Origin of the sequence: Oleidesulfovibrio sp. (assembly GCF_047973035.1) — a bacterium.
Lineage (GTDB): Bacteria > Desulfobacterota > Desulfovibrionia > Desulfovibrionales > Desulfovibrionaceae > Oleidesulfovibrio.
The window spans coordinates 1-15134 of record NZ_JBKEBF010000044.1 but is presented as its reverse complement, the minus strand read 5'-3'; the positions used below and the strand labels follow the sequence as shown (position 1 = coordinate 15134).

General features: G+C 51.8%; 14 protein-coding genes and 1 pseudogene. 8 read left to right on the top strand and 7 right to left on the bottom strand.

Features of this window, described 5'->3' with window-relative positions:
• The first annotated feature begins 187 nt into the window (after positions 1-187).
• Entirely contained in the window at positions 188-895 is a 708-nt protein-coding gene (locus ACK5LI_RS16135) for a substrate-binding periplasmic protein (protein ID WP_416951260.1), read from the top strand.
• Between the two features lie 64 nt (positions 896-959).
• Here ACK5LI_RS16135 and ACK5LI_RS16130 read toward each other — a convergent pair whose 3' ends face one another.
• The 6 genes from ACK5LI_RS16130 to ACK5LI_RS16105 all read right to left on the bottom strand — a co-directional run bounded on the left by ACK5LI_RS16130 (position 960) and on the right by ACK5LI_RS16105 (position 5952).
• Positions 960-1685: an energy-coupling factor ABC transporter ATP-binding protein gene (locus tag ACK5LI_RS16130; RefSeq protein ID WP_416951258.1), complete on the bottom strand. Its 726-nt coding sequence runs from the start codon at positions 1683-1685 to the stop codon at positions 960-962.
• Complete coding sequence (gene cbiQ / locus ACK5LI_RS16125; RefSeq protein WP_416951256.1) at positions 1678-2445, bottom strand: cobalt ECF transporter T component CbiQ; 768 nt, start codon at positions 2443-2445, stop codon at positions 1678-1680. Before cbiQ ends, ACK5LI_RS16130 begins: the two co-directional genes overlap by 8 nt.
• 8 nt (positions 2446-2453) lie before the next feature.
• Positions 2454-3083, bottom strand: a complete 630-nt coding sequence (locus tag ACK5LI_RS16120; RefSeq protein WP_416951254.1) for a hypothetical protein — start codon at positions 3081-3083, stop codon at positions 2454-2456.
• Between the two features lie 24 nt (positions 3084-3107).
• Positions 3108-3719, bottom strand: coding sequence for a cobalt transporter CbiM (cbiM, locus tag ACK5LI_RS16115; protein WP_416951253.1), 612 nt, complete (start codon positions 3717-3719; stop codon positions 3108-3110).
• A 112-nt stretch (positions 3720-3831) separates the two neighbouring features.
• The gene (locus ACK5LI_RS16110) at positions 3832-4599 is read right to left on the bottom strand and encodes a DUF4198 domain-containing protein (protein ID WP_416951434.1); all 768 of its coding nucleotides are present in this window, start codon (positions 4597-4599) and stop codon (positions 3832-3834) included.
• Positions 4600-4977: 378 nt separating this feature from the next.
• Positions 4978-5952, bottom strand: coding sequence for a calcium/sodium antiporter (locus ACK5LI_RS16105; RefSeq protein WP_416951251.1), 975 nt, complete (start codon positions 5950-5952; stop codon positions 4978-4980).
• 429 nt (positions 5953-6381) lie between these two features.
• Here ACK5LI_RS16105 and ACK5LI_RS16100 point away from each other — a divergent pair, with 429 nt between their 5' ends.
• The 7 genes from ACK5LI_RS16100 (at position 6382) to ACK5LI_RS16070 (ending at position 14508) form a co-directional block, all read left to right on the top strand.
• Complete coding sequence (locus ACK5LI_RS16100) at positions 6382-7464, top strand: M20 family metallopeptidase (RefSeq protein ID WP_416951249.1); 1083 nt, start codon at positions 6382-6384, stop codon at positions 7462-7464.
• 182 nt (positions 7465-7646) lie between these two features.
• Positions 7647-9272: an ABC transporter substrate-binding protein gene (locus ACK5LI_RS16095; protein ID WP_416951247.1), complete on the top strand. Its 1626-nt coding sequence runs from the start codon at positions 7647-7649 to the stop codon at positions 9270-9272.
• A gap of 82 nt (positions 9273-9354) precedes the next feature.
• Entirely contained in the window at positions 9355-10356 is a 1002-nt protein-coding gene (locus tag ACK5LI_RS16090) for an ABC transporter permease (RefSeq protein ID WP_416951245.1), read from the top strand.
• A gap of 2 nt (positions 10357-10358) precedes the next feature.
• On the top strand, positions 10359-11264 hold the full coding sequence (gene nikC / locus ACK5LI_RS16085; RefSeq protein ID WP_416951243.1) for a nickel transporter permease: 906 nt from the start codon (positions 10359-10361) through the stop codon (positions 11262-11264).
• An 8-nt stretch (positions 11265-11272) separates the two neighbouring features.
• The gene (locus tag ACK5LI_RS16080) at positions 11273-12250 is read left to right on the top strand and encodes an ABC transporter ATP-binding protein (protein WP_416951241.1); all 978 of its coding nucleotides are present in this window, start codon (positions 11273-11275) and stop codon (positions 12248-12250) included.
• Between the two features lie 49 nt (positions 12251-12299).
• Entirely contained in the window at positions 12300-13307 is a 1008-nt protein-coding gene (locus tag ACK5LI_RS16075) for an ABC transporter ATP-binding protein (RefSeq protein WP_416951239.1), read from the top strand.
• 835 nt (positions 13308-14142) lie between these two features.
• Positions 14143-14508 carry a NirD/YgiW/YdeI family stress tolerance protein gene (locus ACK5LI_RS16070; protein WP_416951237.1) on the top strand — a complete coding sequence of 122 codons (366 nt, stop codon included), beginning with the start codon at positions 14143-14145 and terminating at the stop codon, positions 14506-14508.
• A gap of 483 nt (positions 14509-14991) precedes the next feature.
• On the opposite strand, the pseudogene ACK5LI_RS16065 reads toward ACK5LI_RS16070, so the two are convergent.
• Positions 14992-15134 (bottom strand): annotated as a pseudogene (locus ACK5LI_RS16065) (IS200/IS605 family transposase); the annotation flags it as partial.

Below are 15134 nucleotides of genomic sequence, written 5' to 3'. Positions count from 1 at the left end.
GCAGTACGCCGCAAAAAGCACCACTGCCACACTTGCAAATGAAAGTCGCATGAGTATATCGTGTACAGTTCATTGCACGTTATTTTACTACATACGCACAAACAGCATGCAACTCAGCACATATTTACAACATATTACCTGCAGCATAACACTAGTATTGATGCTGGCATCGCTCTGTGCAGCTGGAATGCCTGTTCCGCAACAGACGCTGGTAACAGGCGCCACGGTGACTCCGCCATGGTTTATGGATGAAACGCCATTAGCTACAGACGGTTACTGTAAAGCTGTTTTCAAAGAAGCATTCAGCAGATTGGACATGCTCTTTGTTGCCATTCCCATGAGCAAGCCCAGAATAGACCAGTCGCTTACGTCCGGTAAGATTGAAGGAGTGCTCTGCTCGTCACCCAAGTGGTACCAGAACAACCAGCTTCCCATGGCAGCAACACTGCCGATCGCATCAGCATCCAACGTCATTCTGATGAACAAAGCAAATGCCGCTGCCATTTCTTCGCCTGACGAGTTGTCAGGTAAGACCATCGCGACTATCATCGGCTTTCAATATAATGACAGCTACCAAGATATCTTTAAGCATACGGATCTTAGAAGAAAGGATGTCACAACCGGAACCAGCGCACTTCAGATGTTGCTGGCCGGCAGAGTGGATGCCGTCATTCTGGACCGCAGTGAAGCCAAGTGGCTGCTGGAAAGAGAATTTGCAGGAGCACCGGTAGAAGAAGTTTACGCGTTCTCTGAAAGCACAGACATCGGCCTTTTGCTGTTTGGCGGCAAACAGCGCCTTATTCCGCTCATCAACAATGCATTAAAAGAAATGCAGCGTGATGGCACATTGGAACACCTGAAAGCGAGCTACTTCAACCCGCCGGTCGAACATTAAAATAAGTACGAAGAAGGTAGGGACAGCGGCACTGGTCCAACAAGGCCCTGACAGCCACACCATATTAAGAGTGTGCGTGCGGTTCTTCGCCATGCGGATGAGCATGTGCATGATGATGCGGAACCAGCTCGGCATCCTGAACCAGTTTCCCCTCTCGGAGTGTGAGAAATTCCGAAGTCGTATGATGTAAGAAATCCCAATCGTGCGAAATTACGATTAAAGCGACGTCCAATTCATTCAGAATATTGATGATATGAAGACGCGTAGCCGGATCAAGTCCGTTTGTAGGTTCATCCAGCAATAATGCTTCCGGCTTCATGGCAAGCACTGCGGCAAGTGATACAAGTTTTTTCTCACCGCCGGACAAGCGATGAGTCAACCTACTTTCAAAGCCCGCCAGCCCCAATGCTTCTAACGTTTCTACCGCACGTTGCCGTGCCTTATCGGGCGGCATCCCCAGATTAAGCGGGCCAAAAGCCACATCTTCCAACACAGTCGGGCTGAAAAGCTGATCGTCCGCATTCTGCAGCAACAGCCCTATCCGGCTGCGTACGGCACGAAATTCTTTTTCAGTGCGCACCGGCTGCCCTTTAAAAAGCACCTGCCCCGCCTGCGGTGCCAGCAATCCCATAACTACATGCAAAAAAGTTGTTTTTCCGGAACCGTTAGGCCCATACAGGCCAAGCCGCGCATGGCGTTTTAGGCAAAAATCCACACCGTCCAGTACATCCTTGCCACACAACGGATATCGATACCGGATGCCTTGCAATTCAAGCAGTGTCTCACCCAAAATTCAATCCTCCCGCAAATTCCACATACACCATAATTCCGGCAACCAGCAGTGCCGCCCCCGAAAAAATACCGTCTGCCGCATGCATCCGAAGTGAGCACAGCGAATGAAAGTTGCCGTTAAAACCGCGGAGCAGCATTGCCTGATATACTCGTTGCGATCTGTCGAGACTGCGTAAAATCACCATCCCCAGCATGTTAGCAACTGTCCGGTAAGTATGCATCCCCGTATCGGGCACAAAACCGCGCAGGCGGGCTGCGGTGCGCAGGCGTTCATATTCCTGCACCAGCACATGCACGTACCTGTAGGTAAACAGAAAAAGAAAGACGAGCTTGCGTGGGATACGCAGGCGGCACAGCGCATGTCCCAGAGCCGCAGCATTAGAAGTAGCCACCAGAGATATGAACAACAATACAATGGCATTTGATTTCAAAGTGACCATAAACGCCATTTGTATGCCCTGCCGCGATACGGGCAGGCCAGCCACCATTGATACCGTCTCACCGGGATAGGTAAAAGGAAGCACCGCCCACAAAAAAAGCACAAAAAGATTTACTGCCAACAGCCTGCGCAGCAACGGTCCCACGGGCAAGCGCGCCGCAACGGTAAGAACACCCCCCAATAGCAAGGCACCGGCAGCCACTTGTATCTGCACACATACAGCGACGATGCACGAAAGAAAAAAGGCAGCCACACTTTTCACACGCGGGTCGAGCCTGTGAAGAATGCTGCTGCCAGTGCTGAACGGTTCGTCAAACATATAGCGTGCTAACTCTTACGACTTTTCAGATATGCTGCAATGCCGAACAAGCCGACAAAATAGCCGAGGCCGCCCATAACTTCTGCCAGTCCCGGGCCGGATTGCTGCTCTTCAAGAAGCATTTCACGTACCGGAGCAATCTTACGTTCAACAACTTCCTCAACAATGCGCCGCATTGCAGCTTCATCCATTGAAATACCCGCATCAGAAACACTTTGCCCTGCAGGTTCTTCAGAATAAGGCTGCATTGTCGAAGTCGATGTGTCATCTGCATCCGCTGCGGCAGGAGCGTATTCTTTCGCCTCCACAATCCAGCTGTCCTGATGACCTTCACCTGCAATCAGGGTAATCCGCAGGTCTGCCCGTTCAGCCTTTGCCGATTCTGGCACATTGAACACAAAAAAGCCCAGATCATCCGTCTCGCCGCGTAAAAATTCGTCCCCGTCCGCCTTATCGGCAACAATCACAGTACCGCCTTTAACAGGCCTCGATTTGCTATACCCGCCCTGTACAGTGATTATGTCACCTTCCGCGTAGGCAAATACGTTTATCCTGTGGGCAGATGCCGCTGATGCCCAGCCCAAAATCATCAGCACGGCGATGCCCGCTGCAATTCTGCCGGAAAAACCGAATCTCATACCTGCTCCTTTTTCCGAGCTCTGTTACTGCCCGCGTAATGCCCCGTGCAGAATCTCAGGGCGCGAACGGGCCAGAAATGATACTGTAAGTGCAGTAATAATACCTTCGATAAGCATGACAGGCAGATGTGCTATTACAATAAGCTTTGCCGCCTGTAAGAAGCCCTCATCCGAAAAGGCCAGACAACCTGCCGTAAACAGTCCGGCCAGCAACACGCCAAATGCGCCGCAGCAGAAAGCACCGACAGTGCGTAACCGCCCTTCGCGCCGCATCAGAGGCGAAAAAACTGCAAAGCAGATAACAGCAGCAGATGCCATGGTAGCCGTATTCACGCCCAGAATGGTCAGTCCGCCGTACTGAAAAAGCACAGCCTGCAGCAGCAATGCCGTAAAAATAGCCGGAAAAGCGGCCCACCCGAGCACTGCGCCCAACAGGCCGTTTAAAATAAGATGCGCGCTGACAGGGCCGACAGGAATATGGATAAGCGACCCTACAAAAAAAGCGGCAGAGAGCAAAGCAACCGTCATCAGGCGATCATAGTCCACCTTACGCAGACCGATTGCTATGCCTGCAGCCGCCACAGCGGCACCGCCCAGAAGGACAGGCGCTGACAACACCCCTTCAGAAATATGCATTCATCCTGCCTTTGCTTGCATCAGACGCCTGCCACGCCTGCGGTAAAAATTCAAAGTCAGAAAAAATGCGGCGACCAGCGTCTGGCAGCCGCACTCAACTTGGTGCATAGCCTTATTTTTTCATCGGTTCAAGAAACTCGGTCCACAAAACTGCTCCGAGTTCAAGGTCTTTCTGCTCACCGTTATGGTCAATCTTTTCCGGCGCAGTATTAAGGGCTGCAAAGCCCCACCAGCCGCCCCACGGTACAGCATAGGTAAATACGCCGTTATCATCGGCAACAACAGCTTGTGTTACATAGTATTCATTAGGAATCGCGTACTTGTTATCCTTGTTATAGTATTCCACTTCTACAACAGCACCGGCAACAGGCTTGCCGTCCATCAGCACGCGGCCCTGAAAAATGTTTCCGGCATAGTTGCCGAAAGGACGTGTAAGGGGAACAATCTCGGTACGAAGCCCTACCGGTTCCTCCCAGCCTTCTTCTTCGCCAAAGCTGGCAACATACGCTTTGGTCAGATGCTGGATATAGCAATCTTCTGCGGGTTCCCAATAAAGCTGAGGTACCACGTAAAATTGTGAAACACCGGGGCGTTTGATGCTGTAATCAATACGCCATGCCTTGTGTTCCATCACAGTAGCGGCCTGCAACGTTTCAGAAAGGTCGGTCTTTTCCCCGTCAGTCACCACAGCAACTTCCAGAGGCTTGACCATTTCCATGCCTACCATTTCCATAGGGTGTGAAAATGAAATCTGCAGGCTCAGATTACGCTGATTTTTTTCAACCGCCATAGAGGTGGAAGGAATAACCATGCCGAAATGGGCAAAAGCCATTCCGGCAGAGGTAATAAGCAGACAAAGCACAACAAGTGACTTAAACATCAGGTTGTTGAAGCTCGCTTTCGCCCGACAGGAACTCAGAGACAGTATACCGTTGATCACAATCCACTCCTCCGTTTATGCCTGCAACACCCCATATGTATTCTGCCCGGTGCCCGCAGACAATATTAATGACACAATCTTGAATCTCAAGTGCTACTAAAAATGACATTAGTAACACTAGCCAGGACACTACTTCTCACAAGTATTACTGTCAACCGGGGTAAGCTTTTTTCATATACCATAACGGTATGTTGCCCCAACGCCCCGGAAGAATGATGGTGCCAGCTCAGATTAAGCCAGTCCCCCTGCTCCTACTGTCAAGCAAAAAAACAGGGGCGCCACAAGGCGCCCCGTCTGAAAAAACAATCTGAATGACAATTATGCCGGCAAGGAAGCAGACAACGCCAGCCATGCAGAGTAAGCAAGATACGCAACCAGCAAAGCCGAACCTTCAAGTCTGTTAATCCGCCCTGCACGGTGTACGGGGTAGCCCATTACAAAAAGGGCTACGGTGAAGCCGCCCATTACCAGCAAATCACGGCTTAACGCGGCAGGGTCAACCTGCATCGGCGACACGACACCGGCAATACCGACTACCGCAAGGGTATTAAACAGGTTGGAACCCACAACGTTGCCCAGAGCGATATCATGCTCTCCGCGACGTGCAGCAGCCAGTGAAGAGGCAAGTTCCGGCAGCGATGTACCGATAGCTACAATGGTCAGGCCGATCACAAGTTCACTTAGCCCCAGCGAAACCGCAACCTGCACGGCACCCCATACCAGCATCCGCGAACTGACAATAAGAAGGGCCAGCCCTAAAAGTGTCCAGAAAAGACCGGCCTTAAAGGACAGCCCCTGTTCCTCAACCTGCTGTTCCATTTCCTCACCGAAAGCGTCTTTGGAAGAGCGCATCCCCTGATAAATGGACCAGCCCACCAGCACGGCAAAGACCACCAGCAACATGGCGGCATCTGTTCTGGTCAGACTGCCATCCCACAAAATAACGCCGGTCATCAACGTCACACCTATAAGGATAGGCAGCTCTTTGCGCAGCACCTGCGAACTGACCATAATAGGCCCGAGCACAGCAGTAGCCCCGAGTATAAGGCCGATATTGGTTATATTTGAGCCATATGCGTTGCCTAGTGCGATTCCCGGCGTTCCATCAAGCGCAGCCATAAGAGACACCAGCATCTCAGGTACAGAAGTGCCGAAACCGACAACAACCATACCAATAAGCAGTGGCGGCATGCCAAAGTGCCTCGCAGTAGCAGATGAGCCCAGAACAAACCTGTCTGCACTGTAAACCAACAACAATAGACCAGCGATAATTGAAACAATGGGAAGCGTCATCGTCATCCTCGGCGGCATCTGCCGCTGCAAATAAATTTTCCGGAACCGCCGGTACGGCGGAAACACGCAGGTGCCCGCCCGCATGTTTCCGAGGCGTTCAGGCATTACAGCTCCCTAGTGACGCCTTGCTGCCTCATACAGTGTTGCTTGTAAGTATGACATACCTGCATGGCAAGATACCAACTCAAAAAAGCAGTACAAAAAAGCCTCTTACTGAAGACGGAAACTTTGCAACTGCTTCCGTCTGAGAGGTCTTGCTTACAGAAGAAGCCCCCTTCCCCCGAAGGCCTCAAGCCTGCCCTGCCGGCAGGGCACAAAAGGCAATCTCTCAAAAAGAATACAGCCCGATTGAAACATCAACCTTGCCAAGAAGCATTACAGGCGACATTATAGCCATCTTTCATACATAGTATTTTTAAGGAGCCTTATATGTCTTCTGTGCAACAAATTGTCGATCTTACCAGTGACCTTATCAGATTTCCTTCCATGCATAGCAGACCGGAAGAAATTCACCGTTGTGCCGACTTTATTATGGCGTGGTGTGCCCGAAACGGCATCCATGCCGAGCGCATCAATCACAACGGTACTCCCTCCATCATGGTTTTACCGGAAAAAGGAAAAACCAAACTGCTTCTTATGGCCCATATTGATGTTGTTGACGCAGAAGAAGAGATGTTTGTTCCACGGGTGGAAAATGACCGACTGTACGGCAGAGGCGCCAACGATGATAAGTATGCTGTTGCGCTGGGCCTGATTCTTTTTAAAGAACGCTTTGATGCCATCCGTGCAAAAGGTGGCAATCAGGCAGACATGGCTCTCGGACTGCTTATCACCGGTGACGAAGAAGTGGGCGGCGGCAATGGTGCAGCGATTGCACTGCGGATGGTTAAAGCAGACTATGTTGTGGCACTTGACGGCGGCGACCCCGGACGTGTCATTACCAAGGAAAAGGGCATCATTGACCTGAAACTTACCTGCCACGGACAGGCTGCCCATGGAGCGCGCCCATGGAACGGTACAAATGCCATTGAAGTACTCATCAATGATTACGCAAAAATCAAAGCTCTCTTTACGGAAGAGAATGATGAACATTGGCATAGAACTATTAACTTCGGCAAAATACAGGCTGGAGAATCTACTAATAAAGTACCTGACATTGCTGAAGGCTGGTTTAACATCAGATATACAGAGAATGACGATAAAGATGCGCTTATTGACAAAATACGTAAAACGGCTTCCGGCGATGTTACCGTCATACGAACTGTTCCGGTCTTTTTGTCTGATCCGCACCCGCATACAGACCGCCTGTTGCAGATAGCAGGCGCAGTTACCGATAAAGAGCACGGCGCAAGTGATGCGCGCTATCTGGGCGAAAACGGCCTTGTAGGTGTAGTGTGGGGCGCTGAAGGATTCGGCACACTGCACTCAAAAGATGAGTGTCTGCATATTCCAAGCGTGCAAAAGCTCCATGAAACACTGTCTGCACTCACCAGAGAGATGGAAGACGCCTGATAGATTGAGTGGTCATACAACAAGCAAGAACGCCATACTTTCCTCTCTCACATTTTTGTGATACGATGCTTAAGATGACGCGCGCCCTGCTGTCTTAAATGCATGTGCTGCAAAACATGCAGCACATGCAAGACAGTGGGGTGCTTTACGCCATACACCACCATCTTTACCGGGAGGCTTGCATGTTGAAAAAACTCTTGCTGCTGATGCTGGCTGCAGTCACTCTGACAGCCTACACGCTGAACGCCCAGCCCGCCGAGGCTGCACCAAAAAAAGGCGGAACACTGGTCTTTGCCCGCGGTGCAGACAGCCCCGGCCTTGACCCCGCGTACGAAACCGACGGCAACTCATTTATGGTGTGCGACAACATCTATGATGCGCTTGTCGGCTTCGAGCCCGAATCCACGGCCCTTACCCCTTCTCTTGCCACTTCCTGGGATATCTCCGAAGATGGCATGACCTACACCTTCCATCTGCGTGAAGGCGTCAGCTTCCATGACGGCACCCCCTTTGATGCCGATGCGGTTGTGTTCTCGCATGGCCGTCAGATGAAAGACAAAACCAGAGCAAAATTTTTCCAGAAACAGTGGGACTGGCCTGTAAATGCGCCCGCTCCCGAATACTGGCTTTCCATGGAAATGGACGACATCATCGAGTCCATTGAGGCAACCGACGCCTACACAGTAGTGTACAAGCTCAAACGCCCCGAGGCTCCCTTCATCGCCAACATGGCCATGGACTTTGCCGACATCGTCAGCCCCACCGCAGTGCTGAAGCACGGTGCAGATTACATTACCAATCCCGTAGGTACCGGCCCGTTCAAAATAACCTCATGGCAGAAGAACGACCGCATCACCCTTGAACGTTTCGATGCACACTGGAACGGCGCCCCCTACCTTGATAAAGTTATCTTCCGCGTTATTCCCGACAACTCCGTCCGCTTCCTTGAACTGATGTCCGGCAACGTGCACATCTGCCAGTACCCCAACCCCGAAGATGTTGAACTGGCAAAATCCAACCCCAACCTTGCTGTTATCACTCAGCCCGGCATGAACGTCGGCTACCTTTCCTTCAACCATACCAAGGAACTGTGGCAGGACCCGCGCATTCGCCGTGCTATTGCACATGCTGTGAACAAGCAGGCAATCGTGGATAACATTTACTACGGCATGGGTGTTCCCGCAGTTAACACCATTCCTCCCACCCTGTGGGGCTACAACGACGAGCTGACCGGACACGAGTACAACCCTGAAAAAGCTCGCCAGCTGCTGAAAGAAGCTGATTTTGAAGGCAAGCTGAAAGCTGCGGGTCAGGACAAAATCACCCTGTGGTGCATGCCTGTTGCACGTCCCTACAACCCCAGCGGCATGAAAGTCGGCGAAGCCATTCAGGCTGACCTGAAGGCTGTCGGCATCAATGTGGAGCTGGTAACCATGGAATGGGGAACCTACCTGAAAAAGCAGCGCACTCAGGACCCTGCCATGGACCTGTTCCAGCTTGGCTGGACCGGTGACAACGGTGACCCTGACAACTTCCTTGCCATCCTTCTGGACGGCCTTGCAGACCCCAACGTCCGCACCCAGTGGAAAAACGAAGAATACCACGAGCTGATGGTAGCCGGTAAGCGCACCACCGATCAGGCAAAGCGCGCCGAAATCTACAAAAAGGCTCAGGCTCTCATCCATCAGGACGTGCCCATGATCAACATGGCTCACTCCATTGTGGCTCAGCCCCAGCACAAGCGTGTGCAGGACTTCAAGCTGCATCCCACAACCAGCGTGTACCTGCACAAGGTATGGATGAAGTAACCCCAGCTTAGACAGTCAGTTATAAACTACCACCGGCAGGGGCGCGAAAACGCCCCTGCCGTCGTATTCAACGGGAAGAGCATTGTTACAATTTTTAATCAGACGACTACTGCAGGTTATACCGACGGTACTAGGCATATCGGTGCTGGTCTTTTTCATGATCCACCTTGTGCCCGGCGACCCCGCAGAAATGATGCTGGGCGAACGCGCCAACGAAAAAGCCCTTACGGAACTGCGCCAACAGCTGGGCCTTGATAAGCCGCTGTATGTACAGTACGGCCTTTTTATGGGCAGACTTGTTCAGGGCGACCTTGGCCGTGCGCTACGTACCAACGAAAAAATCACCACGGAAATAGCTACACACTTTCCTGCCACGCTGGAGCTGGCGCTGGTAGCCATCACTTTTGCGGTGGTGCTGGGTATGCTTGCGGGCATTGTATCCGCAACACGCCAGTATTCCCTGTTTGACTACGGCTCCATGGTGCTTTCACTCATCGGCGTTTCCATGCCTATTTTCTGGCTAGGGCTGGTGCTGATGATTATTTTTTCAGTCAATCTGGGCTGGCTGCCGCTATCAGGCAGGCTATCATACGATATCACTCTGGAAAGTATCACAGGCCTGTATCTTGTAGACTCGATACTTCAGGGCAACTGGACGGCGTTCAAGGATGCGCTGCACCACATCATCATGCCTGCATTTACGCTGAGCACCATCCCCATGGCGATCATCGCCCGCATGACCCGTTCCAGTATGCTGGAAGTTCTTCGTCAGGATTACATCCGCACCGCAAAGGCAAAAGGCCTTGCCCCTCGCGTGGTACATTATAAGCACGCGTTGCGTAACGCACTAATTCCCATTGTCACCATCATCGGCCTGCAGTTCAGCATTCTGCTGGGCGGCGCCATTCTTACCGAAACCATCTTTGCATGGCCCGGTATCGGCTCGTGGCTGCTGAACGCGGTCTACGCGCGAGACTTCAACGCGGTTCAGGGCGGCACAATGCTTATCGCCACGTTATTCGTGCTTATCAACGTGCTTGTAGACCTGCTGTATGCGGTCATCAACCCGAGGATCAAGGTGTAGTCATGTCGCAGGCACTTACTGAAAATACGACCGTACAGGAAGAAAAGTCCCATTCCCCCATAGTGGAAGCCATGCTGCGGTTGCACAAAAACCGCACCGCCATGGCCGGACTGATTATCGTAGGATTCTTTATTTTTCTGGCACTGCTCGGACCGTTTATCGCTCCGCATGACCCGCTGGAACAATCGCTGTATTCCAAACTCAAACCACCTGTCTGGGACGCTAAAGGCAGCATCACGCACTTTCTGGGTACCGACGATTTTGGACGCGACCTGCTTTCGCGCCTGATCTACGGCGCACAGATTTCCATGCTTGTGGGCGTGGTATCAGTCTCCATCTCGCTCTTTTTCGGCACTATTGCCGGAGCCATAGCGGGCTTCTATCGCGGCTGGACTGATATTGTCATCATGCGCATCATGGATATCCTGCTGGCCTTTCCCAGCATCCTGCTGGCCATTGTCATTGTTGCGTTTCTGGGCCCCAGTCTGGAAAATGCCATGATTGCCATCGGGGTGGTTTCCATACCGCGATACGCACGAATCGTGCGCGGCAGCGTGCTGGAAGAATACTCGAAAGACTATGTGCAGGCGGCAAGGGCACTTGGTGCATCCGACATGCGGCTTATCTTCCAGCATATCCTGCCCAACTGTCTTGCCCCGCTGATAGTCCAGACCACACTCGGCTTTGCATCCGCCATTCTGGAAGCGGCAGCGCTCAGCTTCCTCGGTCTTGGCGCACAGCCGCCCACTCCGGAATGGGGTGCCATGCTGGCTGGCGGACGTGCGCTTATTCTGCGCGCATGGTGGGTTGTCACCTTCCCCGGCATTACCATTCTGCTGGCGGTATTGGGCTTTAACCTGCTGGGTGACGGCCTGCGTGATGCACTTGATCCCAGACTGCGCGACTAGGGGGAACTATGACAAAACCGCTTCTTTCCGTCGAAGGACTTTCGACGTACTTTTATACAGACAGGGGCATAGCCAAAGCTGTCGGTGATGTGAGCTACTCCATCAATCCCGGTGAAACACTGGGGGTTGTTGGTGAATCCGGTTGTGGCAAAAGCGTAACCGCACTTTCCGTTATGCGCCTTATCCCCGAACCGCCCGGCCGCATTGTTTCCGGGAAAATCATGTTTGACGGCACCGACCTGCTGACGCTTTCTGAAAAACAGATGCGGACAGTGCGCGGCAACAAGATTTCCATGATCTTTCAGGAGCCCATGACATCGTTGAATCCGGTGTTCCGCGTGGGCGACCAGATTGCGGAAACGCTTATCCTGCACGAAAACATCAGTAAAAAAGCTGCGCACGACAGAGCCATTGAGCTTTTGCAGCAGGTAGGTATCCCCTCTCCCGAATCACGGGTTGAGGACTATCCTCACCAGATGAGCGGCGGTATGCGCCAGCGCGTTATGATTGCCATGGCGCTTGCGTGCAGCCCGAAGCTGATCATTGCAGACGAACCGACTACAGCGCTGGACGTAACCATTCAGGCTCAAATTCTGGAACTGATGGACAACCTGCGTGAAAAAACAGGCACGGCTATCCAGCTTATCACGCATGACTTGGGTGTAATCGCCGAAACAGCCCAGAAGGTTGTGGTCATGTATGCAGGCAGGGTTGTGGAGCAGGCAGATGTGCGCGAACTCTTCAACAACCCGCTCCATCCGTATACACGCGGACTGATGCGCTCCATCCCCGGACTTGGTGCCCATGCGGATAAAGAGCGGCTGGAAACAATTCCCGGAATGGTTCCATCATTGCTCAATCTGCCTCAGGGCTGCCGTTTCCACGACCGGTGCAGACATGCATTCGATCGTTGCCGTCTGGAGGAGCCGCAGCTTGACCCCGCAGCCGACGGTCACCTTGTCCGTTGCTGGTTGTGTCAGGAGTAGTCTTTCCGCCGGCTAGCCATGCCGGCCCCCGTGTCATTCAGGAGAAAACATGGCCAACAATAATCTGGGCGGCAGTTCGCCGGAAACACTGGTAGAACTGCACGGCCTGCGTAAATATTATGAAGTGAAAGGCAGTCTGAAACGTGCAGGCGGCTTTGTAAAAGCTGTGGACGGAGTTGATCTGGACATCATCCGTGGAGAAACTCTGGGCCTTGTGGGAGAATCCGGCTGCGGCAAGTCCACACTGGGCCGCGCAATCCTGCGGCTGGAAGAACCCACCGCCGGTGCCGTAACCTTTGACGGAACAGACATTCTGGGTCTGGGCCGTAAAGAGATGATTCCGCTGCGTGCGCGTATGCAGATTATCTTTCAGGACCCGTATTCATCGCTAAACCCGCGCCAGACCGTCGGTCAGATCATCGGCGAGGGGCTGCTCATCCACGGCATGGGCAACAAGGCAGAGCGCCTTGACCGCGTTCGTTATCTGATGGACAAGGTAGGCCTCCGCCCCGGGCACATCCGCCGCTACCCGCACGAGTTCTCCGGTGGTCAACGCCAGAGAATAGGTGTGGCGCGGGCACTTGCTCTGCAGCCGGAACTTATCATCTGCGACGAGCCAGTCTCTGCGCTGGACGTTTCCATTCAGGCTCAGGTTATCAACCTGCTGATGGACCTGCAGGATGAGTTCAATCTGACATACCTGTTTGTTTCCCACGACCTTAGCGTTGTAAAGCATATCAGCGACCGTGTGGCTGTAATGTATCTGGGCAGAATTGTGGAGCTGGCAGACAAGCATGAGCTGTACGCCAATCCCAGTCACCCTTATACCCGCATCCTGCTGAGCGCGGCCCCTGTGGCAGACGTTAACGTAACGCCTGCCCGTGAAGGGCTGAAGGGCGAACTGCCCACCCCGCTTAATTCGCCTGCGGGGTGTCATTTCCACCCCCGCTGCCCCGATGCTATGGAAAAGTGCAGCCAGAAAACTCCCGCACTCAGCACTCTGGAAAACGGGCACAAGGTCCGCTGCTTCCTGTATTCGGACGAAACTATCGACTAATAAAACAAGCACACAGAATACAGAACGGCCCCGTACATACGGGGCCGTTTTTGCTTAAGCCAGCGCTTCTTCCTTTCTTGATTTCTTTGTCTTCACCTACTGCACCGCTTTCGCGTTTTCGACGCCAGGCCCACTCTTTGGCAATTATATAGCAGGGCGAAATACTACCCTGATAAGACTATAACATTTTTCCACTGATACCTCATCTCATACTGTCCGCCCCTGACAAACGGAACTCTCCGCAAGGGGGTGAAATAAAGACAAGTCAGTAGCCAATCAACAAAGCGTAGTTTCTATCTTTATTGAACGCGGCCGCCAGCAACTGCACTTGCTTCTGTTACTTTCCAGTGACCCAGCCAACTACAATAGCGCATCTGCTTTTTATATATAATAAAAAAACATTTACCACACTTCCAGTATCATTTTCTGCCCGTTCACGCCCTGAGATGACGTTGCCCTCATCCGAGGCCGCTGTCATCTGTTTGCCTATCAAATATATCGTCCTTGAAAACGAAGTAATTGAATAAGGTCAAGCCGCCGCAATTATTGGCGCATAACCATGCGTATGCCGAGGAATGCACACGGTTCCCTTCCCTTTCCCGATTTTCTGCTACAATGACACCTTGCACCTTGACTGCAACAGAACAATATCTATGTTTAAAAGCAAGGTAAAACAGACATCATGAATAACATCAAGTATACAAAACTGATTTGAACATACAATATTAGAAATAGTAGAAACATATTTCATTCTATATTTATTACAATTGGCACATGAGCCTGACATAAAAAACAGACTCTTTTCATTATCATTTAACAGAATGGAGTTAGTTAGATGTTCAAATCACTTTCCACAATCTGCATGTTGACCCTTGCGCTTATCATTATTTTTTCAGCACCAACCAAAGCAGACTTTACCGGTCCCGGAAGCACCCCGCCCGTAAAAACCGTGGCGCAGGCAGAAAAAGCAGCAGATAACACCCCCTGCGTCCTTCAAGGACAAATCATTGAAAAGCTGCAAAGCGCCAACGACAAGTACACCTTTCAAGACAGCACCGGCAAAATCACGGTAGAAATAAACCATAACATGTTTGCCGGACAGGAAGTAACTCCGCAAACCACTGTCCGCCTTTTCGGTGAAGTAGATAACGACACATTTGAAGAACTCTCTATCGAAGTAAGCCGCCTTGAAGTGCTTTAGCGCATGGTGAGACGGCACATGAGGAGTTCTTGACGTATCCGGCAAAACTGCCGTTAACGATCACGAAGGAATATCAGACCCTTAGGCTCGGCTTTCCGACATGGCGCAGATGACACGCCAGTCGCACCGGATGCCCCTTAATCCACAACGAGGGCGGCTTGGGCTTATCCCCATGCTGCCTTTTCAATGAGCACCTGTTTGTTCTTCTTCCCGCAACACACCGCACAGCACGGCACCGGCGCACTTCTGACGCACCCCGCAAAGGCTTTGTGCCCACTTTCTACCAGACTTCACAACACAATAAAAATATCTTCATATGTTGCAACGACACATAGCGTTACCGGAAGCTCTTTTTCACAACCTTTCACTACAGTCCAAAAAGGTACCCCCCAGCATAGCTGGGGGTTCTTCATATGCGCCTATAAGGCTTTCTTACTAGCAGCGCCCTAGCAGGCGCACGTTCGTCTGGCATCTGCATCTCTGTTACTTGCGACCCGTAAACGGGTTTCCAGAATATGGAAGAGATAATTGATCACCAAGCTTATCATGCTCAAGTTGGTGCCTAATGTAATCTTGTATCTTTGCCTTATTTTTTCCAACTGTATCTACGTAATATCCACGGCACC

Bases quoted from the DNA above. Each gene is read 5' to 3' on its own strand.
- ACK5LI_RS16135 (WP_416951260.1), top strand. From the start codon at position 188: ATGCCTGTTCCGCAACAGACGCTGGTAACAGGCGCCACGGTGACTCCG.
- cbiQ (WP_416951256.1), bottom strand. From the start codon at position 2,445: ATGTTTGACGAACCGTTCAGCACTGGCAGCAGCATTCTTCACAGGCTC.
- ACK5LI_RS16120 (WP_416951254.1), bottom strand. From the start codon at position 3,083: ATGAGATTCGGTTTTTCCGGCAGAATTGCAGCGGGCATCGCCGTGCTG.
- cbiM (WP_416951253.1), bottom strand. From the start codon at position 3,719: ATGCATATTTCTGAAGGGGTGTTGTCAGCGCCTGTCCTTCTGGGCGGT.
- ACK5LI_RS16110 (WP_416951434.1), bottom strand. From the start codon at position 4,599: ATGTTTAAGTCACTTGTTGTGCTTTGTCTGCTTATTACCTCTGCCGGA.
- ACK5LI_RS16105 (WP_416951251.1), bottom strand. From the start codon at position 5,952: ATGACGCTTCCCATTGTTTCAATTATCGCTGGTCTATTGTTGTTGGTT.
- ACK5LI_RS16100 (WP_416951249.1), top strand. From the start codon at position 6,382: ATGTCTTCTGTGCAACAAATTGTCGATCTTACCAGTGACCTTATCAGA.
- ACK5LI_RS16095 (WP_416951247.1), top strand. From the start codon at position 7,647: ATGTTGAAAAAACTCTTGCTGCTGATGCTGGCTGCAGTCACTCTGACA.
- nikC (WP_416951243.1), top strand. From the start codon at position 10,359: ATGTCGCAGGCACTTACTGAAAATACGACCGTACAGGAAGAAAAGTCC.
- ACK5LI_RS16080 (WP_416951241.1), top strand. From the start codon at position 11,273: ATGACAAAACCGCTTCTTTCCGTCGAAGGACTTTCGACGTACTTTTAT.
- ACK5LI_RS16075 (WP_416951239.1), top strand. From the start codon at position 12,300: ATGGCCAACAATAATCTGGGCGGCAGTTCGCCGGAAACACTGGTAGAA.
- ACK5LI_RS16070 (WP_416951237.1), top strand. From the start codon at position 14,143: ATGTTCAAATCACTTTCCACAATCTGCATGTTGACCCTTGCGCTTATC.